Genomic DNA, 24,369 nt, shown 5'->3' with positions numbered 1-24,369 from the left:
AGAAAGGAGAATTCGAAATGGCACGTACATTGAGCATGAAAGACGCGATCAACGAGGCGCTGGATCAGGAAATGACCCGCGACCCCACGGTGATCATGATGGGGGAAGACATCGTTGGCGGCGCTGGCGCTGCTGGTGAAGACGATGCATGGGGCGGTGTTCTGGGGGTCTCGAAGGGCCTCTATGCCAAGCACCCCAAGCAGATGATCGACACGCCGCTGTCGGAAAGCGCCTATGTGGGCGCGGCCATCGGTGCCGCGACCTGTGGCCTGCGCCCGGTGGCAGAACTGATGTTCATCGACTTCATGGGTGTTTGTCTGGACCAGATCTACAACCAGGCGGCCAAGTTCCGCTATATGTTCGGCGGCAAGGCTGAAACCCCGGTTGTGATCCGCGCCATGTGTGGTGCTGGCTTCCGCGCCGCGGCCCAGCACAGCCAGATGCTGACCCCGATCTTCGCCCACATCCCGGGCCTGAAAGTGGTCTGCCCCTCGAACGCGTATGACACCAAAGGTCTGCTGATCCAGGCGATCCGCGACAATGACCCGGTGATCTTCCTGGAGCACAAGAACCTCTATGGTTCCGAGTGTGATGTTCCCGAAGAGCCCTATGCGATCCCGTTTGGCGAAGCCAACGTGGTGCGCGAAGGCTCGGATGTGACCATCGTGACCTATGGCCTGATGGTGCCCAACTCGCTGACCGCTGCCGAGACCCTGAAGAAAGAGGGGATCGACGTAGAGGTTATCGACCTGCGGACGATTTCGCCGATCGATATGGATACGGTCATTGAAAGCGTCGAGGAGACCGGACGTCTGGTCTGTGTCGACGAAGCCAACCCGCGCTGTTCGATCGCATCGGACATTTCGTCGGTGGTGGCACAGGATGCCTTTGGCGCTCTGAAAGCCCCGATTGAAATGGTCACTGCACCGCACGCGCCGGTGCCGTTCACCCCGTCGCTTGAGGATATCTATATCCCATCGCCCGACCGCATCGCTGACGCTGTGCGCAAGACGATGGCGTCAAGCAAGCAAGAGGTTGCTGCACAATGAGCGATCTGATCATTCCCATTCTCATGCCCAAATGGGGCCTTTCGATGAGCGAAGGCACCTTGGCGGCATGGCATGTCGAAGAAGGCACCGAGATCAGTCCGGGCGACGAGATCATGGATGTCGAAACCGACAAGATTGCGAATGTCGTGGAGGCTGCCGATGGCGGCCTCCTGCGACGGCGCGTTGGTTCGGATGGAGAAATCTATCCGGTGCGCGCATTGCTGGGCGTGATGGCGCCGGCCGAAGTGTCGGATGCGGAAATTGACGCATTTGTCGACGCCTACGAGCTGCCCGAAGTCGAGGAAGAAGAAGACACCGGCCCGACCTATGAGTTCGCAGATCTGCCGATTGGCAAGATCCGCTATGCCGAACGCAGCGGCGAGGGTACTCCGGTGATCTTTATTCACGGCTTTGGCGGTGATCTGGACAACTGGCTGTTCAATATTGACGCCGTGTCCGAGGTGGCCCCGGCCTATGCGCTGGACCTGCCCGGTCATGGTCAGTCGGTGAAAGCCGTGGATCAGCCCGGTCTAGACAAGCTGGTGACAACCATCATCGACTTTATGGATCATCTGGGCGTCGACAAAGCGCATCTGGTGGGCCATTCCAAGGGCGGTCTGGTGTCGGGTCAAACCGCGATCAGCCACCCGGATCGGGTCGCCTCGCTGACGCTGATCTGTTCGGCCGGTTTGGGGGCCGAAATCAACTCTGACTACATCGAAGGGTTTGTTTCCGCCGCCAGCCGTAAAGAGTTGAAGCCCAAGCTGCATCATCTCTTTGCAGACAAGAGCCTTGTGAACCGCTCGATGGTCGATGACCTGCTGAAATACAAGCGGATCGATGGCGTGCAGGATTATCTGGAAGCGCTGAAAGCCGCCTTGTTCGACGGTGGCAGCCAAGCTGTTGATATCGCCAAAGGTCTGGAAGCGCTGGATATTCCGCTGCTGGTCGTCTGGGGCGCCGAAGATGCGGTGATCCCTGTGGCCCATGCGGATGCCGTCAGCGGTGCCGAGGTCGTGGTGATCGATGGCGCGGGCCACATGGTCCAGATGGAAAATGCGAACCGGGTTAATGAGCTAATTACGTCTCGGCTCTGACCCAGCCCCCGACGCGCCCGGTTCTCCCGGCCGGGCGCGTCACCTGAAATTTCGGAGGTGTCATGTCTGACGCAAAACAGAAACTGGCCGCAAACAACAAACGCCTGATGGCGCTGTTCAAGGCCGACCAGAAATCCATGATGGCGTTCAAGTCGCTGTCTGATGCGGCGGTGCGCGAAGGTGCTGTCAGCACCGCGATGAAAGAGCTGATCGCTGTTGCCGTGGCTGCCGCCCGTGGCTGTGATGATTGCATCATCTATCACGTCGAAGAGGCCAAGAAACACGGGGCCACCCGCGACACGCTGATCGAAGTGGTCGCCGTGGCTGTTGAAATGTCCGGCGGACCCGGCGCGGTTTACGCCGCCAAGGCGCTTGACGCCTATGACAACCTATAGGAGCGGTTGATGAAACCCGGAACAATGATCCCACAAACGCCCGTTCAGCAATTGGATGCGGGTGAAGTGCGCCAGATTAATCTGGCCGAGTTCTCAAAGAATAAGACCGTGATGTTGGTGTCGGTGCCCGGGGCGTTTACGCCCACTTGCAACGACGATCACGTACCCGCCTATATCGCCCAGTCACAGGAGATTCTGGACAAGGGGGTCGATGATATCGTGATCCTCAGCGCCAGTGACTTCTTTGTCACCAAGGCGTGGTCTGATCACTTTCAGCCACCCGCCGGTGTGCAGTTCATGGCAGATGGCAGCCAACAGTTTGCCGCCGCCGCCGGTCAGCAACTGGATCTGAGCGAGATCGGTTTGGGCATGCGCGCGCAGCGCTATGCCGCCGTGTTGCGCGACGGCAAAGTAGAGAAAATCTTCATCGAACCGGATGCCACCGTCGTGACGGGCAGTGGCGCGTCCGAGATGCAGGCGCATCTTTGATTCGAAAATCAATCCGCAGGGGTGGTGCGCGGATATGCGCCTTGCCCCTGCGTCAACTTATGGGGGAAGTTGGGGGTGTTTTGAGCGTTTTCTGAGACGGAGGAAGTAGGAAACGTTTGGTTATTTTAACGATTGCCATTAGGATGGATGAGTTCGAGAACACCGAAATTCCTCGGGTTGCAACCACTTTGGGAGGGGTGCTGCAATGGCCGAAGCGAGAGCATTCGCACAGCATGTGCATGAGATCGTCACCGCAGGAGAGGGGGGGCAGACCGGTCGCGATGCGGCTGTGGTGCAATCCTGGCTGCGCTGTCTGAACGACTATAATCTTGATCCTGAACACAAGGGCGAGGCACGGATCGTGCCCGAACAGGTGTTGAAGGAACATCAGCAAGAAGCCGAAGACCTGTTGTCGATGGCGCGGTTCGGGATGGAGGACCTGTACCGCCGCGTGAATTCGATGGGCTATGTGCTGCTGTTGACCGATGCCAAGGGCGTCACCGTGGATTTCATTGGCGACGAAAAGGTCGACCGTGAATTGAAGCGCGCCGGGCTTTATATCGGCTCGGAATGGAGCGAAGAAAACGCTGGAACCTGTGGCGTGGGGGCCTGTCTGACCTCGGGCGAGGCGATCACGATCCACCAGACTGATCACTTTGATATGGCGCATACGCCGCTCAGCTGTACCGCCGCGCCGATCTATAATCCGAACGGGAACATGGTCGGGGTTTTGGACGTGTCTTTGCTGATGTCGCCGACTGAAAAGTACAGTCAGGCCCTGACACTGGAAGTGGTGAAATCCTGCGTACGGCGGATTGAGCTGGCCAATCTGATGGCCTCGCGCAAGTCCGATTGGATTTTGCGGCTGAATGGTTCGTCCGAGTTTCTGGGCGTTGATCCGAACTGCGCCGTCTCCATTGCGGATGACGGTACGATTTCGGGTGTCACGCACGGGGCGCATCGGATGATGGCAGACACGCTTAAAACAGATTGGCGCACGCCTGAAAGCCTGATCGGGCGGCCGTTCGAAGACATATTCGAGTTTGATTTCAACGATCTGCCCTGTCTGATTGGTGCCAGCACACCCGGCGAACAGGCGTTGGAAACCCATGATGGCAAGGTGCTGTTTGCCGATGTGCAGGCGCCGATGCGGCCGCAAAAAGCCACGCCTGCGCGCGACATGCCTTTGCCGTTGAGCAAGGTGCATGGTGGGGACAGCCAGATGCAGCGGCTGGCCAAGAAAGCTGCCCGCGTGGTCGACAAACAGATCAGTATTATCCTTGAGGGTGAAACCGGTGTCGGGAAGGAATTTCTGGCGCAGGCCTTGCATGAATCGCGCAAGAAGAAGGGGCCGTTCGTGGCCATCAACTGCGCCGCGCTGCCTGAGGCGTTGATCGAAAGTGAGCTGTTTGGCTATGCGCCCAATTCGTTCACCGGCGCCCATGCCAAGGGCAAGAAAGGTCTGATTGAACAGGCAAATGGCGGCACGCTGTTCCTGGATGAAATCGGCGATATGCCGTTGGCCTTGCAGGCACGGTTGCTGCGGGTTCTGGCCGAACGCGAGGTCATGGCCGTGGGCGCGACCAAACCGGTGCCGGTGGATGTGCGGGTGATCTCGGCCTCGCACCGCAACCTCAAGGAGCTGGTCGACAAGGGCCAATTCCGGCAGGATTTGTATTACCGTTTGAACGGTGTGGTGCTGAACATCCCGTCGTTGCGCGACCGCGAGGATAAATCCTGGTTGATCCGGCAGATCGCCGCCTTGGTGTCAGAAGAGCACCCGCTGCGGTTCGACAAATACGCCGAAGAAGCCCTGTGCGCCTATGACTGGCCGGGCAATGTGCGCGAAATGATCAACGTCTTTGAGCTGTGCGTGGCGCTGTGCGAGGACGAGATCGTCGAGCTGGACGACCTGCCCGATCACGTGGCCAACGCCTTGTGATCTAACAAGACACCCTAAGATGACCCTAGGAAAACCCGCCCGCGCAACTGGGCGGGTTTTTCATTTTTAACAACGTGTTAACGGGCGTGGCATGCTCGTTGCTTATTCCCAATCGGACAAAACGATTTTGTCTGTTTGGGAGGAAAACATGAAGACTGATACCAAAAAGGGCTTTGGGCCCTCGCGGCGCGAGTTCCTGAAAACCTCGACGGCAGCCATGGCGGCTTCGGGGATGGGGGGGCTTAGCGCCTTCGTGGCTTCGCCAGCCTTTGCCAATGGCTTTGCGCCGGGCATGACCGGCGGCCCGACCGGATTTGAGGGGGCAGAGCGCTTCCAGTACAACAACACAATGTCCGAAGGCCGCGCGATTGAGGGCATCAAGGCGCTGCAGGCTGCGGGCAAGGCCCCCAAGAAGATCTCGATGCTGCTGACCGATGGCGCCATTGGCCAGATCACCAAACCTTTCCCCGATGGGGCGCCGTCGGCCAAAGAGGTTTGGGAAAAGGAAACCGGCATTGAAATTGACATTATCGGCGCCCCCGCCGAGGATATCTTCAAGAAGGTGATGCAGGACGTCACCACCGGCGATGGCACGTTTGACATCTATACCGGGCCGTGGAACTCGACCGGCGATCTGGTGTCGTCGGGCGGCGCGGTGAACTGTTCGGATTTCGTTGCCAAGTATCAGCCCGATTGGGGTGACAGTGAGCGCGGCACGCCGACACCCGAGATGGAGCAGCTGCTCTATACCTATGCCGGCGATTACTATTCGTTCTCGCTGGATGGCGATTTCCAGACATGGTTCTACCTGAAAGGCATCTACGAGCGCGAAGACGTGCAGGAAGCCTTTATGAAGGAAACCGGCCATGCGCTGACCACGCCCAACACCTGGGAAGAGGTCGACCGCATTTCCGAGTTCTTCACCGGCAAGGATTTCGGCCATGGCACCATGTATGGCAACGGCAACCTGATGAGCCCGTTCTGGGGTCTGGCGACGTTCTATGCGCGGTTTGCCTCGATGGATTTCCCCAACTACCACTTCTTTGACGAAGACGGGAACCCGAACCTGAACAGTGATCTGGGCATTCAATGCGCCGAAGAGCACGTGCGCTCGTTCGAGTGGTGCCCGCCGGATGCGCTGACCTTCACCTGGGCCGAGGCCTATGCCGCCATGTGGAACCTGCAGATCCCGCACACCGCGATCTATACCAATCTGGTGAAGTTTGGTGACGGCTATAACCCCGACGGCACGGCGAAATCCAAAGCCACGGGCATGATCGGCAGCCACCTGCCGGTGGGCCGTCAGTTTGGCGATCAGATCAACCGCCGTTCGGTGCTGTACTATCACATCACCGCGTGGATTTCGTCCAAGTCGGACTATCCCGAGGCGGTGTATCTGTTCCTACAGTGGCTCAGCTCGACCCGCACCTATACGTGGATGGCGGGCAACCCGGGTGGCTACTTTGACCCGATGCAGCAGGCCAACTTCAAAGAGCCGCTGGTTGCCAGCACCTACCATGACTATGCGATGGAAACGATCCCTGCGACCATCGCGCGCTCGGTGCCGTCGATCAACTTTGCGGGCCAGACCGCGCTGGACAATGCGCTGGACGAGGAAATCCAGGCTGCGATCACCGGTCAGAAGACCGCCCGCGAAGCCATGGATGCGGCGCAGAAGAAATGGGAACGGATCATTAAGCGACAAAAGCGGAACGGCATTGTCGAAGCGATCCAGGCAAGCCGGAAAACCTGGCCCACGATTGTGGACCCTGCGTAATCGACTTCGTTCTCATGTGCCGAGCCTGCGATCCCGTTTTTGGGCCCGGCACACCCTAACACTCAGATAAAGGGAGGGCCTTCCCGTGAAGGTGTCACCGGGCGCTCTGGCGCTGAAATATGTCTTTGTTCTGCTGGCGGCAGCCGTGGTTCTTTATCCGCTTTTGTGGATGGTCACGATGGCGTTCAAACCGTATCCCGAATGGACCACCGTGTCGGGGCTAACCTGGTTCCCCAAGAACCCCACGTTGCAGAACTTCGAGTTCATCTTCTATGGCGAAGCTGAAGGCCTTGTCGTCAGCCTGGACCGCACCATTGTGGGGCCGCTGATTTCCAGCCTTGTGACCTCTATCTGCGGCACGTTGCTGGCGGTGGTCAGTGGCACGCTGGCGTCCTATGCGGTCGTCCGCTTTGGCCTGGCGCAATCGCTGCCTCTGTCGGTGTTGCAGCTGCGCCTGTTCCCGCCGCTTGCGGTGATGATCCCTGTGATGGTCATGTGGGCCTTTATCGGCGCGGTCGACACCTGGTGGGGCCTGTCGTTGATCTATGGCATCGTCACGCTGCCCTTCGCCTTCTGGCTGATGAAGACCTTCTTTGAAGAAGTCCCGGTCGAGATCGAAGACGCCGCCCGCGTGTCTGGATGCAGCTACTGGCGGGTGTTCTATCGCATCACCCTGCCGATCGTGAAACCCGGCCTCGCCACCTGTGCGCTGTTTGTCTTTATCCTGAACTGGTCGGACTACCTGTTGGCCCTGCTGCTGACCCAGAAAGATTGGGTCACCCTGCCGGTTTACATGGCCACGTTGACCTCGGCGATGGGCGGCCAGATGTACGGCATGAAAGCCGCACTGGGTGTCATCGCAGCCATCCCGCCCGTGGTGTTCGGACTGATGATCCAGAAACACCTTGTGCGCGGCCTGACCTTCGGAGCGTTGAAACAATGACCGATATTCCTACTCCTGCCTCGCAGACCACCCAAAGCGAAAAGCGCAAAGGCTATTGGGCCACAGTGGCGCGGGACGGCCAGAAGATGGGCTTCTGGTTCATCCTGCCGACCATGCTTCTGCTGCTGTTCATCGTGGTTTTCCCGCTGCTGATGCAGCTTTACCTGAGTGTGACCTGGTGGACGCCGCTTGAGGGTATCCCGTGGTACCGCGCATGGGAGGTCTTCAGCTGGGGCGAAAACTACTGGTTCCTGCTGACCGATCCCCGTCTGTGGGGCGCGTTGTGGCGCACCGTGGTGATCATGGGCATTGCCGTGCCGATCCAGTTCTTTCTGGGCATGGCGCTGGCCTATCTGTTCGTCGACAAATTCCCCGGGCGCAAGATCTTCTATTCGATCATGCTGACCCCGATGATGGTGGTGCCTGCGGTGGTTGGTCTGATGTTCTTCCTGCTGTTTCAGGGCACCGGGCCGGTCAATGACCACCTTGGCCTGCCGGCGGACTTTTCGTGGCTGACGGATGTGAACCGCGCGATGATTTCAGTGATCATTGCGGACATCTGGCAGTGGACGCCGCTGATGTTCCTGATCCTGCTGGCGGGCATGCTGGGCGTGCCATCCGATCAATTGCTGGCAGCGCGCCTTCTGGGCGGGTCGAACTGGCAGAACTTTCTGAAGATCGTGCTGCCGCGCATGAAGACGGTGATCATCATTGCGCTGGTCTTGCGGGCGGTCGAATGTTTCAAAATCTTCGACCTGATCTTCATCATGACGAAGGGCGGCCCCGGTGTGCAAACCGAGACGATCTCGCTTTTCCTCTACAAGCAAACCTTCGGCGAGCTGGAATGGGCTTACGTGGCCGCGATTGGTCTGACGATCCTGTTCGTGCTCAGCGTTATCGCCGCAAAAGGCCTGTCCTACATGGCCAAGAAGAACGGGTGATCAGATGTCCTCGATACAAATCAACAACGTCACAAAACGCTTTGGCGACTTCACCGCCGTAGAAGACATGTGCCTGGACATAGAGGAGGGCGAGTTCGTCGCCCTTCTGGGCCCCTCGGGCTGCGGCAAGACCACCACGATGAACATGATCGCGGGATTGGAGGACGTGACCGAAGGGTCGATCCTGTTTGACGGTCAAGACTTGTCTGGCACCAAAATACAGGACCGCAACATCGGCTTCGTGTTCCAGAACTATGCGATCTTCACCCATCTGTCGGTCTATAAGAACCTGTCCTACGGGCTTGAGGTCAAAAAGGTCGACAAGGCCGAAATTGACCGCCGCGTGAAGGCCATGGCGGACCGGATGAGCATCAGCCACCGGCTTGATCAACCGGCCTCCAGCCTGTCGGTCAATGAGATGCAGAAGCTGGCCATCGGCCGTTCGGCGATTGTCGAGCCGCGGATTTTCCTGCTGGATGAACCGCTGTCGAACCTTGATGCCGGGTTCCGCGCCTATATGCGGGCTGAACTGAAGGTGCTGCAGCACGAATTCGGTCAGACCATGATCTATGTGACCCACGATCAGATCGAAGCCATGAGCCTGGCCGATAAGATCGCGATCATCGATCAGGGCAAGCTGATGCAATATGGCTCGCCGCTGGAGATCTATAACAACCCGGCCAACCGGTTTGTCGCCAACTTCGTCGGCAGCCCGCGTATGAACCTGATCGACGGAGAGCTGCGCGAGGAACGCGGCACGCTGCGTTTGATGGTGCATGGCGGCGCGGAAATCCCGCTGTCGGGGCAGGTGCGGTCAGAATTCAGCTCGGACACCAAGGTGCATAGCGGCTCTTTCGGCATTCGCCCGCAAGACATCTATTTCGGCGCGCGCCGGGCCGAGGACGATATCGAAATGCACGGCACTGTCGAGGTGCTGGAGCGTGTCGGCCCCAAGCGTTTGGTCTATCTGCAGGTGCTGGAAACCATGTTCCTGGCCATTGACGATCAGGATCAGCTGAACGTGGGTGACGAGGTGCCATTCTATATGCCGCCAGCCAAGAGTCTGGCGTTTGATCTGGCCTCGGGCCGCCGGTTGGGAGGATAAGACCATGAACGCAATTGAGATCCGCGATGCGGTGAAATCCTATCCCGGCTTCACCTTGGGGCCGATCAATATGGAAGTGGCGCAGGGCGAGTTCTTCGGGATTTTCGGCCCGCCCTCGACCGGCAAAACCTCGATCCTGAAGTTGATCCTTGGGCTGTTGGACCCGGACGAAGGGCAGGTGGTGTTGTCAAACCGCGATGCCGCCAATCTGGACGTCGCTGAACGCGACATTTCCATGGTGTTTCAGAACCTTGCGTTGTTTCCGCATATGTCGGGGCGTGAAAATATCATTTTCCCGCTGACTGAACGCGGTGCGCCGGAACGCGAGATTTCAGAGCGTCTGGATTTCGTGTCCGAGGTGCTGCATGTCAGCCATATCCTGCACAAGAACCCATCGCAGATGTCGGGCGGGGAGCGCCAGCGTATCGCGTTGGGGCGTGCCTTTGCGGCGGACAGTCGGGCGATGCTGCTGGATGAACCGATTGCGGCGCTGGATGCCCGCCTGCGTGAAGAAATGCGCGTCGAGCTGAAACGCCTGCAGCGCGAAAACAACCAGACCTTCGTGTACGTCAGCCATGACGAGGAAGAGGTCATGGCGATTTCAGACCGCGTGGCGGTGGTGATTGATGGCAAGATCGCGCAAATCGGCACGCCGGATGATGTCTATAGCCGCCCCAATTCCAAGGCCGTGGCCGAGGTCATTGGCTCGCCGCCGATGAACTTTTTTGAGGGGCGGATTTCGGATGATGGAACTTCGTTCATCAGCGCGGCTTTTGGGGCACCATGCCCCTTGCCAGACCCCGCACCGGTGGGTGCAGCCGTCACGCTGGGCGTGCGCCCCGAAGACATCTGGCTGCAAGGCGATGGCTTTGGTGTGCCGGTCACGGTCAGTTCGATTGAACCGTTGGGCGGCTACACCATCGTCAACGCGACGCTGGGCGATCAGATCGTCAAACTGCGCGCGCCCGGTCAGATCGACCTGGCCGAAGGCGCGCAGATCACCGCGCGGTTCGATGCGCGGCGGTTGCATCTGTTCGCAGAAGACGGAGGGCGGCTGTAAATGAACGCGCCGGTCTCTGCCTCTCTGCGCCATCCTGAAAAGGCCAAGGTTGCTCCGGCGCCGCGCCTGCCCAAGCCGCCATGGCTTCGGGTCAAGGCGCCCGCGGGGCAGGGGGTGCAGCGGACCAAGCGCGCCATGGGCGGGCTGACCACCGTCTGCGAAGAAGCGGCATGCCCCAACATCGGCGAATGTTGGTCGAAATCCCATGCGACCTTCATGATCATGGGCGACATCTGCACCCGCGGCTGCGCCTTTTGCAACGTCGCCACTGGCCGGCCCGAAGCCTTGGACATGTTCGAGCCGGCCAAAGTGGCAAAGGCGGTCGCCGATTTGGGGCTGTCGCATGTGGTGGTGACTTCGGTTGATCGGGATGACGTGTCGGATGGCGGGGCGGATCACTTCGCCCGCACCATTCGCGCCATCCGCCGCAAGTCGCCGGGCACGACGATCGAGGTGCTGACTCCGGATTTCAGGCTTAGTGATCCGGGGGCAGCCGATCTGATGATCAAGGCCCGCCCGGACGTGTTTAACCACAATATCGAAACCGTGCCCTCGCTGTATCTGAAGTTGCGCCCCGGCGCGCGCTATTTTCATTCATTGTGGCTGCTCAGGCAGGTGAAGGACGCTGATCCCAGCATTTTCACCAAATCCGGTCTGATGGTCGGGATGGGGGAGACCTTGGAAGAGGTCGCGCAGGTGATGGATGATCTGCGCGCCGCCAGCGTTGATTTCATCACCATCGGCCAGTACCTGCAACCCACGCCACAGCATCACCCGGTGGCACGCTATGTGACGCCGGACGAGTTTGATAGCCTGGAGCGTATGGCGCGGGGCAAGGGGTTCTCTATGGTTTCGGCCAGCCCGCTGACGCGATCAAGCTATCACGCGGGCGAAGATTTCGAGCGGCTGCGCGCCGCACAGGGAGGAACATCATGAGCAAGACCCAATTCGCCGTTGAGATGGGCATGGGCACCGATCTGAAGGGCAAGGATTTCACCAAAGCCGCCTGCCGCGCCGTGCATGACGCCCTGCATCGCAACTATCTGACCGTGGCGCAGGCCTTTGGCTTCCCGCCCGAGTCGATGCTGGTGGATATCCGCGTGGGGGTTTCAGAACCCGACAAGGTCGATCTGGAGGCCGTAAAGGCTGAAGCCCCCGTGGGCACCGTCACCGCCGAGGCCGTGCAGGGTGGATTGCAGTTGGAGATGCGCGGGCAGGGGCCGATCATCGCCAATGCCATCGTCACCGTGTCCTTCGATGTGGACCAGAAAGGATAAGCCATGGAGCCGTTGATCTTGGAAATGGGCATGGGCGCCGATGTGCACGGGCGCGACATGACGAAAGCGGCGCTGCGGGCGATTTCGGATGCGATCCGTCATAGCTCTCTGACGGTGTTTCATGCCTATAAGCACCCGTCCGAAATGCGGGTTGAGGTGACCATTGGTGTGCCTGATCCCGACAAGCTGGATAAACAAGCGGTGGCCGAAGCGTTGCCGTTTGGCACGGTCGATGTGACGGTTGTGAAAGGCGGTTTGGACGACGTTGGCATGGGCGGGGCCGAGGATATAACGCTGGCCGTTGCCGGTGTGAAAGCCTGGCTTGATACGTCGGATCATCCCTTCACGTTGAAAGGCTGACGACGCGGGCACCCCGCGTCGCCGGTTGGCTTAGGCGTTCCACGCACCGTCATTGTTGAACATTGTTCCGGTGACGTTGTCGGTGTTCGGGCCACACAGATAGGCGACCATCTCGGCGATTTCCTCGGGGCGGCCATAGCGCCCGATGGGCGAACGGGGCAACATGGCTTCGGCCAGAGGCCCATCCTCGGGGTTCATGTCTGTGTTGATCGGGCCGGGCTGGATACAGTTCACGGTAATCCCAGCCTCGGCAAGATCGCGCGCCCAGGCGCGGGTCAGACCAGCCATGGCGAACTTGGTCATGGAATACAGGTCCAGCCCCGGAAAGGGGACGGTTTCACCAAAGATCGAACCGATGTTTACGACCCGCCCACCTGCTGGCATGACCTTGGCGGCGGCTTGCGTCAGGAAGAACACGCCTTTTTGGTTCACCGCGATGTTGCGGTCAAAGTCTTCCTCGGTGCAGTCGGGCAGGGGTGCGGCGGTCAGAACGGCGGCGTTATTGACCAGAATGTCCAGCCCGCCGTGTTTTGCGGCCAGCTGATCGACAAGCAGTTTTCCGGCAGCCACGTCGCCCGCATCGCATTGCACCGCGCGCGCACCTTTGCCACAGCTTTTAGCGACGCTTTCAGCGGCATCGCTGTTGTTTTGATAGGTCAGATAGACCTGTGCACCGGCCTGCGCGAGGCGCTGTGAGATGGCCGCACCAATGCCCCGGCTGCCGCCGGTTACCAGTGCTGTTTTTCCCTGAAGAGTCTGTGAATCTGTCAATTTGTTCCTCCCTGAAATGAACGCCTTTAGCGGGCGTGGACTCATTGAAGCAACGAGGGTGCCATAGGCCCCTGATCGAGCAGGTGCCGTAAGTCTGACTACGCGTAAGGTTCAGAGAGTAAGAGATAAATACGTTTGCTCGCGTGATTTTCTAAAATTTTGGCACGGCTGTTGCTTGCAGGGGTTTGCGGGTCTGCATCTGCGCCGATCCGTGAACAGAGCATAGGGAGGAAACCATGCCCAAGACTTTTAAGTTAGGGATGCTTGGCACGGCCTTTGCCGCGACTTTGGCGGTGTTGGCGCCGGGAAGCGCTGTGGCCGATGGCCACGAGGATTGGCCGAAATATCACCGTACCGATGACGGCTGGCGTTACAGCCCGTTGGACCAAATCAATGCCGACACGATCAAAGACCTGCGCGTTGCCTGGATTCACCAGCCCGGTGACATTCAGCACGGCCTGCAAGCCACCCCCATCATCGTTGATGGGATCGTTTACTATGTTGGCCCCAACAACAACGTCTATGCCGTGAACGGCGAAACCGGCGAGACAATCTGGCATTATAAACCCGATCTGGACCCGATCGTGCGCCGGGTGTTTTATCAGGCCGCGTCGCGCGGTGTGACAGTGGGCCATGGCATGGTCTATCTGGGTACGCTGGACGGGCGCTACATCGCGTTGGATCAGGAAACCGGCAAGGTGAAATGGTCGCGCCAGATCACCATTCTGGAAGAGTGCTATGGCTGCCTGTTCTCGTCTCCGCCGCAATTGGCCGGGGATATCCTGTACGGCGGCACCACGGGGGGCGACCAGCCTCAGCGCGGTAAAATCTGGGCCGTGAACGCCCTGACCGGCGAGCCCGCCTGGACGTTTGACACCATCTCGGATGATCAGGCCAGCTGGCCTGGTGATACCGGTGATGTTGGTGGCGGTGGCGCATGGATGCCCGGTCAATACGACGCCAAACGCGATGCGATCATCATCGGCACCTCGAATGCGGCGCCTGACTTCTTTGGCAGCATCCGCGAAGGCGACAACCTGTACACTGCCTCGGTACTGGCCATTGATGCGCCCTCGGGTGAGCTGAAATGGTACCATCAGGAAGTGCCCCATGACGTGTGGGATTATGACTCGGCTTACGAGTCCGTCACCATCGAACATGAAGGCAAGGATGTGATCTTCCACCTGAACAAAGGTGGCTTCGTGTCGGTGCTGAACAAGGATGACGGCTCGGTCGTCAATGTCTGGCCGCTGTCGCAGACCTACAACTGGGTGGAAAGCATTGACCCCAAAACCGGCGAGCTGATTGGCCGTAACGAACCGGTTGAAGGCGAAGAGACCACCCTGTGCCCCTATCTGTTGGGTGTGCGCAGCTGGAACCACGGCGCCTACAGCCCCGATACCGGCCTTTGGTACACCAACGCGATGGAGGTCTGTAACCGCATCGTGGCGGCACCGCAAAACCACGAAGAGATCGGCATTGCCGGCCTGTATCTGGGTGTATCGGTGCTGGAAGCTGTTGATCCTCCGGGCCAGAAAGCCAGCGCCCGTCTGGACGCCCGTGACCCGATCACCGGCGAGCTTAAGTGGACTGTCGACTATCCGATCCCGGGTCTGGGTTCGGTTCTGGCGACGGCCGGTGGGCTGGTCTTTAACGGCGATGTGCACGGTGTTGTGCGCGCCTATAACGACCAGACCGGCGAAGAAGTCTGGAGCTTTGCGACGGGGTCGGGCATCCGCTCGGGCATCGTTAGCTATGGCGTGGATGGCAAGCAGTACCTGCTGGTGCCGTCGGGCTTTGGCAGCCACGCACCGGGCTTCATGGCTTCAGCCTTCCCCGACATTGTCGGTCTTCCGGGTGGCGCGGCGCTGATCGCCTTTGCCCTGGATTAAATCAAGAAACCGCGCGGCGCCTGTTCGGGGCGCCGCGTCTTTTGGATCGCGAACACCAAAGAGTAGACACATGACCCGCATCACAATGACAGCCCTTGGCGCCTCGGCCTGCCTTCTTCTGGCCGCCGCCGCGCCTTCCGCCATCGGAACCGGGACGCAAGCCACGCAGCCTGTCCAGATGATTGATCTGACGGACCCGGCTCACATTGAAAACGGCAAGCTGCGTTTTGCCCAGAACTGCAGCTATTGCCACGGCGCTGAAGGGATCGGCGGCAAGCACAAGAAACTGCAATGCCGCGATTTTGACCCTGACTATCTGTTCGACGTCATTTCCAACGGGTTGGAAAGCGGGTCGTATTTCATGCCGCCTTGGGATCACTTTTCGGACGAAAAACGCTGGGAATTGGTCGGGTATATTTCATCGCTTGGCTTGCTGGACTCATGCAGCTGATCCGCGCTTTTCTGGTGGCGCTGATGCTTTGTGCACCAGCCGCCGCCCGGGATTTGGATGGGATCCGACAGTCAGGGCAACTGATTGTATGCGCCAACAAGAACGCCATGCCGATATCCGGTATCGGGGATCGCCCCGGCTTTCAGATGGAGATCGCTCAGGAGATTGCCAAAGAGCTGGGTGTGCGGCTGAGCGTGGAGTGGATTTGGGCTGGCTATCAGGCGCGCTATACCGATTGCGACCTGATGTTGGGCGTTGCCCGCGACCCCAAACCCGCAAGCTTCCTGCGCTATCTGCAGGCCCTGACAGATGTTCAGGTGATCCTGGTCTTCGCCGGCCCCCCCCGGGATGTGGCGTTTGAGGACCTGAGCGACAAGGTGGTGGCAGTGCCCAGTGCCTCGTTGGCGCATTTCAAGTTGCTTGAGATCGGCGCGGATCCGCGCGTCGCCTATAAATCCGAAGTCGCGATTTTGCAGGCGATCGAGTCCGGCGAGCTTGACGCAGGCGTGGTCAGCAGCGTCGCGCTTGACTGGTATCGCCATGATCGCCCCGGTGCTGCGCTGTTTGCCCTGTCCACCGACATTCTGGACGTGACAAGCCATTATCCTCTGACCATCGCGTTGCGGCACACCGATGCTCTGGACGAGGCCGACTATCACGAGATCGCGGCCAAGATGCGCGATGACGGGCGTCTGCAGGCCATTCTGGCGCGATATGGCCAGACCCTGAGCGCTGAGTTTGACAACCCCTATGCGCGGGTTCCTGACGAAATATCCGAGCCAGACTCGGTTTCGGTGCGCAAGGATATCGTTGAAGAGCTCGAAGACCTTGCGCGACGCAATCGCGAAGAGTTGGAGCAATCTGCCAAGTAACCCTCTGAGCGAAACAGGGGCATGAACCAGCGGGTCGCCCCGCTGGTTGAGGGCGCGTCAGGCGGATTTAAGCCGTGTGGTTTGCTCTGCCACAAGTTCAATGGTGCCATCGGGGTCCAGTCGCACCCGCTGACCGGTTTCAAGCGACTCAAGCCCGCTGCAGCGCACCAACATGGGAATGCCCTTTTCGCGCGCCAGAATGGCCATGTGGCTGAGCCATCCACCGACTTCGCTGAGCACCCCGTTTGAACGCTGCAGATAGGGCAGCCACGCAGGGTTGATCATCCGGCAGACAATCACGTCCCCATCCTGAAATCCTTCAAAGGCCTGCGCGGTGGTTTGGGCCGTTTCATCGGCCACGAAAACCCGCCCTTTCGACGGCGCGTCGCCGGACACGCAGGTGCCGCCCAGCCCTTCCGCTGACCCGCCGCCGCGCAGGTTTTCGGGAGCTGACAGGCGCTCTATGTCGTGCAGTGTCAAGGATACCTGCCGGATCGCATGTGGCAGCAGCGACAGCGCCTGCGCGCGCCGGGCTTCAGCCTTGGCATGCAGGGCTGTGGTATCTGCCAGATCCAGACACAGAAGCTCGTCCATGGTCAGATAGAAGATCAAATCGTCCATCCCGGTTTTTTCGGCCAATGCCAGCGTGGCATGGCGCAGCAAGGCCACCAAATGCAGAACTTCGTGCTTGGCATGTTCCTTCAGGTCCTGAAAGGCGATGGCCAGCGACACGGGATCATGCGGGTCAATCTGGGTGTCCATGGCGTGGACCTCGGGGGCGGTTGCCGCGGTTTCCAGCATCGGAGCCAGAAGTTCGGGCGCCTCAGCATAGCGCGGTTCGCTGAGTTCATAGTCAAAGATCGCGCGATGCCCCATCAGGTTCATAAGGGCGCGTTGTTGGGCCTCGCCCTTCAGCGTCGCGCAGGCATTGATCTGATTGAGCGGCGCGTGGGGCAGAACCGGGTTCATCAGCCGTTTGCGTGCATCAGGATCATCCTTGGTCGCCTGTTCGGCCTCGGTCATGGTGAAGCTGGCCAGGATGTTGATCTTTTCCGCCTCGACATAGGCTTCGCGCAGCAGTTTCTTGCGCAGCTTGGCGATGCTGACCAAAATCTGATGCGCGGGCAGGGCGCCAAAGTCGATCGCGCGCCATACGGCCATGGTTTCGTGCAGCTCGGGAACCACTTCCTGGCGGAACCTGTGCAGTGTGCTCAGGGCCTCGCGGTGCAATTGACGCGCTTTGGCGCTATTCAAGCGCAGCGCCATTTTCTCTTTCAGCTGGCGGTCCACGTAGGTACTGCCAAACAGGTTGACCAGATGGCCGGGGCGCCCTTCGGGCAGGTTGTATTCCAGACGAAGCTGACGGCAGGCCATGTCCAGACTGCCCCCCGGAGCCCAAAGCGATGCCATGAGCGAGAAGGACAAAGGTGTTGGGCAGGGCAGGAGCTCGGCCATTTCGTCCTGTTCCAACACAACTGTATCACTGGGGTGATCGGCATAGGCAGCCAGTATCCGCTCCCACTCGTTGATCCGCGCCTGCTCTGCGGGGCTTCCTTGCCCCAACGTGGTGATGTCCCGGCTTTGTAGCAGTTTGAATGCGCCGTCGGCATAAGCCCATTCGATATCTTGCGGGCGTCCAAAGATGGCTTCGATCTGTCGTGCCATTTGCAACAGCGGGGTCAGATCGACCGGCGGTGTTTCGTCATCCGCGGCAGTCAGCGTATAGCGGCCAAAGCGCAGGCTTTGCGGTGTCACCCGGCCCGAGACCAGATCATCGCCGCAGCCTTGCACCATTTCCACCATCATCAGCCCGGGCGCCGCCGGATCCTTGGTAAACAACACCCCGGCATATTCTGCGCTGACCATTTGCTGGATCAGGATATTGCCATCGTGGCCATTTTCAGTGTCGGTGTCATAGCTTTGGGCGCGCGCCGATGAGAAACTATCAACCACCGCATCCAGCGCCGGGCGCATGGCATCGCCCTGTACGTTCAGAACACTGTCAAACACCCCGGCAAAGCTTTGATCCTCGCCATCCTCTCCGGCGGCCGAGCTGCGCACGGCGCAGGGCTGTTCGATCATCCGCCAGACCTGATCCGAGAACTGCTCTTTTTGTGGCGTGGACATGTTGGAGTAGGCTTCGACGGCCTCGGTTCGGACCACCAGGCCATCGGGTACCGGCAGCCCCGCGTTTTTCATGATGGAAAGGCGGTAAGACTTGTTGCCTGACTGGCTGAGAGCATCGGTGCGGTGCAGGGGGAAAACGCCGTGGATGTCGCCGCGTTCACGCAGGCGCTCCAAAACGGGTTTGAATTGCGCGCTCAGGCCCGAGAAATGCCCGGTGACATAGGCGCGTTGCAACAGCAACAGGCCAAGGCTGAAACACAGGTACACGTTGCCCGCGGCAGCCAGTTGGAACACCAGGGCGAACATCGCCGGTCCACCAAGCGCCCACCACAGGATGGCCTGACGTTTGGTTTTGGCCATGGCCCAGTGCAGATAGACGCAGGCCAGCAGCGTAAAGATCAGCGGTGCGGCAAAAAGCGGATCAGGCACGCCCAGATCACGGATCCATAGGAAGCTGCCCCCCAATTGGGTTGATGCCTGCTGTGTTGCGGACAGGCCCAGCATCATCAACGGCAGGAACAACAGCGCCATCATGTTGCGCATCGGTGTCAGACCTTTGTCAGCATAGAACTGCTGAACCGCGCGGGCGCGTCGTGTCGGATCATCGCGCAGGCTTTCCTTCAGCGCCGCAAGCTCATCCGCATGTCTGGCCGTTGTCAGCTGGTCGCGTTCTGATTTCAGCGCGATCGGCAGGACCATCAGCCGAGACGCAAGCGACAGGGCAAACAGCCCAACAACCAAGTGGCTGTGTTTAGCGACCCAAGCCAGAGCTGCCGCCAGCCCATCAATCGCACTCTGCCAGGGGCCCATGGATTGCGCCGCCAGCCATTCCTCGACATGAGGTTTTACCGGCGGGGCTTCGAAATAGTCCCATGGCGTGGTGTAGCGCCCCAGGAACTCAATCCCGGCGTCTGACATTTCCAGCCCAAGAACCTGAGCCATGAAGCAGCTGCGCCGGTCATAGCAAGCGGCAACGGTGGGTTTGTCAGCCAGGGCCGCAATGCGTTGCTGCAACTCTGCCGTTGGCAGCGCGCGCAGCGGGATGTTGATCGCACCGGGGAGGTGACCACTTTCGAAATCTCCGGGGTACCGGGTGTCGACGATCTGAATGTCAGTGTTGATCAGCTTGGTAAACTGTTTGGTGTTCAGCAGCACGTTCTTGTTGGGATAATCCGGCAAGGCGCGCAAATCCGACAGGGATTTAACATTCAGATCACTAAAGGCGCGCCCTTCGACGATCCACTTTTCGATACCACCTGCGATGAAGCGGCAATCAATTCCGCGCGCCGCCAGTTCGGCGCAGGTTTCGGAACTACGATTGCCGTTGTGGCAAAACAGAACCACCTGTTTGCCCTCTAACGCCATGTCGGCATTCAGGAAATCCGGATACCGCACATGCTCGGCGCCGGGCAGGGTGCCCATCTTATTCTCGCCGGTTTCGCGCACGTCGAAAAACAACGTGTCTTTACCCGAGTCTGACGTCAGCAAGCTTTGTGCTTGGGCCGTGGTCATGGCCAAAGGGCTGTTGTTCTGCTTGGAGAAGCTGGTTTCCTTGAGATTGGCATCTAATATTTTCGCCCCGCTCCCTTGTGCGGGGCGTGTCAGGGTTGCCTGCAGGCGGTTAAGTTCCGCGCTGCGCTGAGTGTTGAATTGCCAGATGTTCAGCGCGCCCAATCCCAGCGTCAACAACGCAAGAACGGCCACGGCGCGGCGCCACAATCCAGATGCTTTTCCCACAGAGGCGGGCTGGATTCCCAACCGTTTGGCCACAAGGGCGCCGGCACCGGTGACGGCCGCAAAGCCAACTGCAAAGACCTGCGACAGTGAGGAAACCGATCCAATCACCAGCTCTGGTGACGGGATCGCCACCGCACTGGTTGGAGATAACCCCGCCGCAGCACCCAGAGCTGCCGCAAGAAAGAAGGTACTTCTGAATCTTAAAGTTCTCTGTTTGTTCGACTGTGTCATTTCAATTTCCGCGCCCCATCAATAAATTGATTCAATTATTAGTTGTTATTTAAAGTTAATAAATAGTTTACAAAACAGTTGGTTAATGCGTCGGATGCCGGAAAAACAAAATCGTTACAATCCTATAGATTGCACTGCCTGATTAACTTTTTCTTTTCCTCGATCTGACACCAATCGGAAATCTTGCAAATCAATTCGTGTTCCGGTCGCTGGCTGGGGCATCAAGCTGAGGAAAACCGATGAACGATCCGCATACTCAGAAGACGTCAATATCCGCAACGTTGAAATACACGCTGGTCAGGCGATTGCGACCTGCCGTTGCGGCTGTGTTTCTGGGGCTGTGTGCCCAACCCGCTTTGGCGGACATCAACCTGATCTTTGGGACCTATGCTGCGGATAAGCCGACCGAAACGGTGCGCAAGTTCAAACCCTTTCTGGATCATGTCGCCGCTGGCATGACGGAAATTCTGGGTGAGCCGGTTTCGATCAAAATGAAAATCGCGAAAGAGTACGAAGAAAGCATTGATCATCTGGCGACAGGCGCAATTGATTTTTCCCGTTTCGGGCCAGCGTCATATATCACTGCGCACGCCCGCAACAGCGACATCCAGATTGTGGCAATGGAGCTTAAAAAGGGCGAAAAGCGCTTTAAGGGTGTGATCGCGGTCCATGCCGACAGTGACATTGAATCCCTTCAAGAGCTTGCTCAGCGCAGCTTTGCCTTTGGGGATGAACTATCAACCATCGGGCGGTATCTGGCGCAAAGCCATCTGATCGAAGCGGGAGTGTACGGACAGGACCTTGAACGGTTCGAATTTCTGGGTCGGCACGACCGTGTCGGCGCTGCCGTAGGGGCAGGTAATTTCACGGCGGGCGCACTGAAGGAAAGTACCTTCAAAAAAATGGTTCAGTCCGGTGTGCCAATCAAGGCTTTGTTCAAGTTTGACAATGTCACCAAGCCCTGGCTCGCAAGTTCAAACATGTCGCCCGAAGTCCTGTCGGCGATGCAGCAAGTGATCATGAACACCACCGACCCTGAAATCCTGGGGTCTATCGCGAAAGATGGTTTCACGACGGGGGCGGATACGGATTACGATTTTGTCCGTGACGCCATGGAACGCAGCCGAATGTTCTGAGCAAGGCGAGACAACGCATGAAGAATATGGGAATAAACGCGCAGATCGCCCTTGCTATGGCCCTGGCCGCCTTTCTGGTTACGGCGGTGGTTGGCGACTATGAGCGGCGGGCCGAAATTCGGCGAATGAACGAAGACCTTCTGGCTCAGGCGGACCTGACGGTGTCTTTGATCAGTGGCCTGATGGTAGAACCGATTATCGTCGAAGACACCCCGGTTCTACAGACCGCCATGCAGGAGGCTCTGGCGCGAAACCCCAAACTCCTTGCGTTGTCGATCCGCAACCCGAACGGTCGCGAAATCGCGCGCGAAACCCGGGTTTTGTCCGACAGTGACACGCCCTCGCGGCAGTTCCTTCGCGACATCATTGTTGAGGGAGAAGCTTTCGGCCAGATGGAGGTCGAATGGTCCACCGCGCAGGGTCAGGCGTCGATTGACGCAAATGTGCGCCGCACTCAGGTAACGATTGTGGTCACAGTTATGGTCCTGTCATTCTTGGTGCTGGCGGTGACCAACCTGTTGTCTTTACGCCCCCTGTCTCGGATACACGGACGGATGTCGGCTGTTATCGCCGGTGAACATCACCCGCACCGCCCGTTGCCCGGCTATGTTTCACGAGAGTTCAAAGCGCTGGATTTCTCGGTTTCGGTCTTGGAAAACACGCTGGAAGAACGCGACGAGCGCGAAAAGGCGTTAGAAGAGGCGCGAGAAAAAGCCTTGCAGGCCAGCCGTGCGAAATCAGATTTTCTGGCCAACATGAGCCATGAAATACGTACCCCTATGAACGGCGTCATCGGCATGGCGGAATTGATGCAAGAGACGCAGCTTGATGAAGACCAGCGTATGTATGCTGAGACAATATCTAAGTCTGGCGCGGCCTTGCTGACGATTATCAATGACATTCTGAATTTCTCGAAGATTGAGTCTGGCAAAATGGAGCTGGAGAAGGCTCCCTTTGATCTGCAGACCTCTCTCGAAGATGTCATCACGCTGCTTTCAACAAAAGCGAGCGAAAAAAACGTAGAGCTTACACTGCGCTATGACCCTGAACTGCCTACAGTATTCGAGGGCGATGTCGGGCGCATACGTCAGGTCATTACCAATATCGCCGGAAACGCCGTGAAGTTTACCCAGAAAGGGTATGTGCTGATTGATGTCAGCGGGCAGAACGGGCCCGGTGGAACAAGTTTGAAAATAGATATCCAAGATACTGGAGTCGGCATTCCTGAAAATCAGATTGAGCATATTTTCAGTGAGTTCGAACAGGCAGACACTTCTCGGAACCGACGGTTTGAGGGGACCGGACTAGGCCTTGCGATTTCAGCGCGTTTGATGGAGCTGATGGGGGGGAGAATATCGGTTAAGTCGCAACTTGGCCAAGGCTCAACCTTTACGATTCAGCTCTCCTTACCCCAAAGTGATAAAGCCCCTGCCAATAGCATAATAGAGTTGCCCGACCTGAAAGGTCTGCGCGTGTTGGTGGTCGACGATCTGGAGCTCAACCGGCGCATTCTGGAAGAGCGACTTGCCAATTGGAAAGTTGAGACCTGTCTTGCGGCCTCGGGCGCGGAAGCGCTGGATATTCTGAAAGACACATCCAGCCGGTTCGACTTTATCATTCAGGATTATCAAATGCCCGGCATGGACGGCGAAGAGCTGGCACACCACATTCGCAAGATAGATGCCTACGCGCAGACTCCTTTGATTGTCCTTTCTTCGATTGACCAACCCATATCTGCTGCAACCAAACAGGAAATCAACGCCCGCGTTTTGCAAAAACCGGTGCGCGCGGCGCGGCTGCAGCAGGCAATGTCGGGGGCGCTACACGCTTCAAAAGAGGCGAGCCCCCAACACCCGGAAGACCACCAGATGGAAAGCGGCGACATCAAAATTCTTGTTGCGGAAGACAACAAGACCAACCAACTGATCGTCAAGTCCATGCTGAAGAATGCCGGATTTTCCATTACTTTTGCAGACGATGGTCAGCAGGCGCTCGACAAGTTTGAAAAGCTACAACCCGATATGGTGTTGATGGATATTTCGATGCCTCAGATGGATGGGTTTGAGGCAACCCATGCTATTCGGGACCTGGAGATGAAGCATCCCTCGGGCCACTGCCCAATAGTCGCTTTGACGGCGAACGTCCTGAAAGAGGACAAAGACAGGTGCCTGCAAGCCGGGATGGATGACTTCTTAACAAAACCCGTTCGCAAGACCGCGCTCATGGACGCCATTCAAAAATGGACTGCCCCTGTCGCAACGGCCGGGGCGACCTAAGCCGACGTTCTCCTGACCAACAAATTTGCCCAATCCGAGAGAGGTGCTTAGCGCAATGTATGTGGCGTGAAGGCTCCTCTCTCCTTAGGGATATCGAATAATTTTTTCAGCAGGGGTTTAGCTACCTGCAGGTTAAGAGCTCCTGAAAGCTCCCTGTTTTTAAACGCAAAGAACATTGACGCGAAAAGAAGTACTTGGGTGGTTGGGCATGGCTAATCTGCATCTGGCAATGCGGTCCAACCAGATCAGGGGGGCAGCGCCAAGCAATTTTGTTGTGGTCAAAGAATTTTCTTTAGAGGAATATACAGCCTGAAGCTTTGCAAACGACCCAAGTCATATGTCGACATGTTTGGCGAAAGAACATGCAACTTCTTTCGCTCTGGTTCGCAATCGGATGATGAGACTTGCAAGAAGGTTTGGCACATTTGCTGCCGGGGAGAA

The 24,369-nt window shown here is 58.3% G+C and carries 20 protein-coding genes; 18 read left to right on the top strand and 2 right to left on the bottom strand.

The window, feature by feature from the left end:
- Positions 1 to 17 precede the first annotated feature (17 nt).
- The 13 genes from ATO10_RS10595 (at position 18) to ATO10_RS10535 (ending at position 12,435) form a co-directional block, all read left to right on the top strand.
- Positions 18 to 1,049: an alpha-ketoacid dehydrogenase subunit beta gene (locus ATO10_RS10595; RefSeq protein ID WP_035251272.1), complete on the top strand. Its 1,032-nt coding sequence runs from the start codon at positions 18 to 20 to the stop codon at positions 1,047 to 1,049.
- Complete coding sequence (locus tag ATO10_RS10590; RefSeq protein ID WP_035251270.1) at positions 1,046 to 2,146, top strand: acetoin dehydrogenase dihydrolipoyllysine-residue acetyltransferase subunit; 1,101 nt, start codon at positions 1,046 to 1,048, stop codon at positions 2,144 to 2,146. Before ATO10_RS10595 ends, ATO10_RS10590 begins: the two co-directional genes overlap by 4 nt.
- A gap of 62 nt (positions 2,147 to 2,208) precedes the next feature.
- The gene (locus ATO10_RS10585) at positions 2,209 to 2,541 is read left to right on the top strand and encodes a carboxymuconolactone decarboxylase family protein (RefSeq protein ID WP_035251268.1); all 333 of its coding nucleotides are present in this window, start codon (positions 2,209 to 2,211) and stop codon (positions 2,539 to 2,541) included.
- Positions 2,542 to 2,550: 9 nt separating this feature from the next.
- Positions 2,551 to 3,030, top strand: a complete 480-nt coding sequence (locus tag ATO10_RS10580; protein WP_035251266.1) for a peroxiredoxin family protein — start codon at positions 2,551 to 2,553, stop codon at positions 3,028 to 3,030.
- A 205-nt stretch (positions 3,031 to 3,235) separates the two neighbouring features.
- Entirely contained in the window at positions 3,236 to 4,972 is a 1,737-nt protein-coding gene (locus ATO10_RS10575; RefSeq protein WP_051598084.1) for a sigma-54-dependent Fis family transcriptional regulator, read from the top strand.
- A 148-nt stretch (positions 4,973 to 5,120) separates the two neighbouring features.
- Entirely contained in the window at positions 5,121 to 6,749 is a 1,629-nt protein-coding gene (locus ATO10_RS10570; RefSeq protein WP_155886749.1) for an extracellular solute-binding protein, read from the top strand.
- Between the two features lie 85 nt (positions 6,750 to 6,834).
- A complete protein-coding gene (locus ATO10_RS10565; protein WP_035251264.1) occupies positions 6,835 to 7,692 on the top strand; it encodes a carbohydrate ABC transporter permease in 858 nt (285 codons plus the stop codon).
- Positions 7,689 to 8,633, top strand: a complete 945-nt coding sequence (locus tag ATO10_RS10560) for a carbohydrate ABC transporter permease (protein ID WP_081806497.1) — start codon at positions 7,689 to 7,691, stop codon at positions 8,631 to 8,633. The genes ATO10_RS10565 and ATO10_RS10560 overlap by 4 nt, the downstream gene beginning before the upstream one ends.
- A 4-nt stretch (positions 8,634 to 8,637) precedes the next feature.
- Positions 8,638 to 9,738: an ABC transporter ATP-binding protein gene (locus ATO10_RS10555; protein WP_035251262.1), complete on the top strand. Its 1,101-nt coding sequence runs from the start codon at positions 8,638 to 8,640 to the stop codon at positions 9,736 to 9,738.
- A 4-nt stretch (positions 9,739 to 9,742) separates the two neighbouring features.
- A complete protein-coding gene (locus tag ATO10_RS10550) occupies positions 9,743 to 10,798 on the top strand; it encodes an ABC transporter ATP-binding protein (protein WP_035251260.1) in 1,056 nt (351 codons plus the stop codon).
- On the top strand, positions 10,799 to 11,734 hold the full coding sequence (lipA, locus tag ATO10_RS10545; RefSeq protein WP_035251258.1) for a lipoyl synthase: 936 nt from the start codon (positions 10,799 to 10,801) through the stop codon (positions 11,732 to 11,734).
- Positions 11,731 to 12,075: a Lin0512 family protein gene (locus tag ATO10_RS10540; RefSeq protein WP_035251256.1), complete on the top strand. Its 345-nt coding sequence runs from the start codon at positions 11,731 to 11,733 to the stop codon at positions 12,073 to 12,075. The genes lipA and ATO10_RS10540 overlap by 4 nt, the downstream gene beginning before the upstream one ends.
- Positions 12,076 to 12,078: 3 nt before the next feature.
- Positions 12,079 to 12,435 carry a Lin0512 family protein gene (locus tag ATO10_RS10535; RefSeq protein ID WP_035251254.1) on the top strand — a complete coding sequence of 119 codons (357 nt, stop codon included), beginning with the start codon at positions 12,079 to 12,081 and terminating at the stop codon, positions 12,433 to 12,435.
- A gap of 30 nt (positions 12,436 to 12,465) precedes the next feature.
- Here ATO10_RS10535 and ATO10_RS10530 read toward each other — a convergent pair whose 3' ends face one another.
- Complete coding sequence (locus ATO10_RS10530) at positions 12,466 to 13,206, bottom strand: SDR family NAD(P)-dependent oxidoreductase (RefSeq protein ID WP_035251253.1); 741 nt, start codon at positions 13,204 to 13,206, stop codon at positions 12,466 to 12,468.
- A 236-nt stretch (positions 13,207 to 13,442) separates the two neighbouring features.
- Between ATO10_RS10530 and ATO10_RS10525 the strand changes: the two genes are divergently transcribed.
- The 3 genes from ATO10_RS10525 (at position 13,443) to ATO10_RS15990 (ending at position 16,421) form a co-directional block, all read left to right on the top strand.
- Positions 13,443 to 15,098: a pyrroloquinoline quinone-dependent dehydrogenase gene (locus ATO10_RS10525; RefSeq protein ID WP_035251250.1), complete on the top strand. Its 1,656-nt coding sequence runs from the start codon at positions 13,443 to 13,445 to the stop codon at positions 15,096 to 15,098.
- A 70-nt stretch (positions 15,099 to 15,168) separates the two neighbouring features.
- On the top strand, positions 15,169 to 15,549 hold the full coding sequence (locus ATO10_RS10520) for a c-type cytochrome (protein ID WP_051598083.1): 381 nt from the start codon (positions 15,169 to 15,171) through the stop codon (positions 15,547 to 15,549).
- Entirely contained in the window at positions 15,540 to 16,421 is an 882-nt protein-coding gene (locus ATO10_RS15990; protein WP_051598082.1) for a substrate-binding periplasmic protein, read from the top strand. The genes ATO10_RS10520 and ATO10_RS15990 overlap by 10 nt, the downstream gene beginning before the upstream one ends.
- A 57-nt stretch (positions 16,422 to 16,478) precedes the next feature.
- Here ATO10_RS15990 and ATO10_RS10510 read toward each other — a convergent pair whose 3' ends face one another.
- Complete coding sequence (locus ATO10_RS10510) at positions 16,479 to 20,516, bottom strand: PEP/pyruvate-binding domain-containing protein (RefSeq protein WP_081806495.1); 4,038 nt, start codon at positions 20,514 to 20,516, stop codon at positions 16,479 to 16,481.
- 239 nt (positions 20,517 to 20,755) lie between these two features.
- Here ATO10_RS10510 and ATO10_RS10505 point away from each other — a divergent pair, with 239 nt between their 5' ends.
- Positions 20,756 to 21,652 carry a PhnD/SsuA/transferrin family substrate-binding protein gene (locus tag ATO10_RS10505; protein ID WP_081806494.1) on the top strand — a complete coding sequence of 299 codons (897 nt, stop codon included), beginning with the start codon at positions 20,756 to 20,758 and terminating at the stop codon, positions 21,650 to 21,652.
- Positions 21,653 to 21,669: 17 nt separating this feature from the next.
- Positions 21,670 to 23,928, top strand: a complete 2,259-nt coding sequence (locus ATO10_RS10500) for a response regulator (protein WP_035251248.1) — start codon at positions 21,670 to 21,672, stop codon at positions 23,926 to 23,928.
- The last annotated feature ends 441 nt before the right edge of the window (positions 23,929 to 24,369 follow it).

The organism is Actibacterium atlanticum, assembly GCF_000671395.1.
GTDB classification, from domain to species: Bacteria; Pseudomonadota; Alphaproteobacteria; order Rhodobacterales; family Rhodobacteraceae; genus Actibacterium_D; species Actibacterium_D atlanticum.
This window is presented reverse-complemented; position numbering and strand designations above follow the sequence as displayed.

Bases quoted from the DNA above. Each gene is read 5' to 3' on its own strand.
- ATO10_RS10535 (WP_035251254.1), top strand. From the start codon at position 12,079: ATGGAGCCGTTGATCTTGGAAATGGGCATGGGCGCCGATGTGCACGGG.
- ATO10_RS10595 (WP_035251272.1), top strand. From the start codon at position 18: ATGGCACGTACATTGAGCATGAAAGACGCGATCAACGAGGCGCTGGAT.
- ATO10_RS10555 (WP_035251262.1), top strand. From the start codon at position 8,638: ATGTCCTCGATACAAATCAACAACGTCACAAAACGCTTTGGCGACTTC.
- ATO10_RS15990 (WP_051598082.1), top strand. From the start codon at position 15,540: ATGCAGCTGATCCGCGCTTTTCTGGTGGCGCTGATGCTTTGTGCACCA.
- ATO10_RS10540 (WP_035251256.1), top strand. From the start codon at position 11,731: ATGAGCAAGACCCAATTCGCCGTTGAGATGGGCATGGGCACCGATCTG.
- ATO10_RS10550 (WP_035251260.1), top strand. From the start codon at position 9,743: ATGAACGCAATTGAGATCCGCGATGCGGTGAAATCCTATCCCGGCTTC.
- ATO10_RS10505 (WP_081806494.1), top strand. From the start codon at position 20,756: ATGAACGATCCGCATACTCAGAAGACGTCAATATCCGCAACGTTGAAA.
- ATO10_RS10525 (WP_035251250.1), top strand. From the start codon at position 13,443: ATGCCCAAGACTTTTAAGTTAGGGATGCTTGGCACGGCCTTTGCCGCG.
- ATO10_RS10580 (WP_035251266.1), top strand. From the start codon at position 2,551: ATGAAACCCGGAACAATGATCCCACAAACGCCCGTTCAGCAATTGGAT.
- lipA (WP_035251258.1), top strand. From the start codon at position 10,799: ATGAACGCGCCGGTCTCTGCCTCTCTGCGCCATCCTGAAAAGGCCAAG.
- ATO10_RS10590 (WP_035251270.1), top strand. From the start codon at position 1,046: ATGAGCGATCTGATCATTCCCATTCTCATGCCCAAATGGGGCCTTTCG.
- ATO10_RS10570 (WP_155886749.1), top strand. From the start codon at position 5,121: ATGAAGACTGATACCAAAAAGGGCTTTGGGCCCTCGCGGCGCGAGTTC.
- ATO10_RS10560 (WP_081806497.1), top strand. From the start codon at position 7,689: ATGACCGATATTCCTACTCCTGCCTCGCAGACCACCCAAAGCGAAAAG.
- ATO10_RS10575 (WP_051598084.1), top strand. From the start codon at position 3,236: ATGGCCGAAGCGAGAGCATTCGCACAGCATGTGCATGAGATCGTCACC.
- ATO10_RS10520 (WP_051598083.1), top strand. From the start codon at position 15,169: ATGACCCGCATCACAATGACAGCCCTTGGCGCCTCGGCCTGCCTTCTT.
- ATO10_RS10500 (WP_035251248.1), top strand. From the start codon at position 21,670: ATGAAGAATATGGGAATAAACGCGCAGATCGCCCTTGCTATGGCCCTG.
- ATO10_RS10510 (WP_081806495.1), bottom strand. From the start codon at position 20,516: ATGACACAGTCGAACAAACAGAGAACTTTAAGATTCAGAAGTACCTTC.
- ATO10_RS10585 (WP_035251268.1), top strand. From the start codon at position 2,209: ATGTCTGACGCAAAACAGAAACTGGCCGCAAACAACAAACGCCTGATG.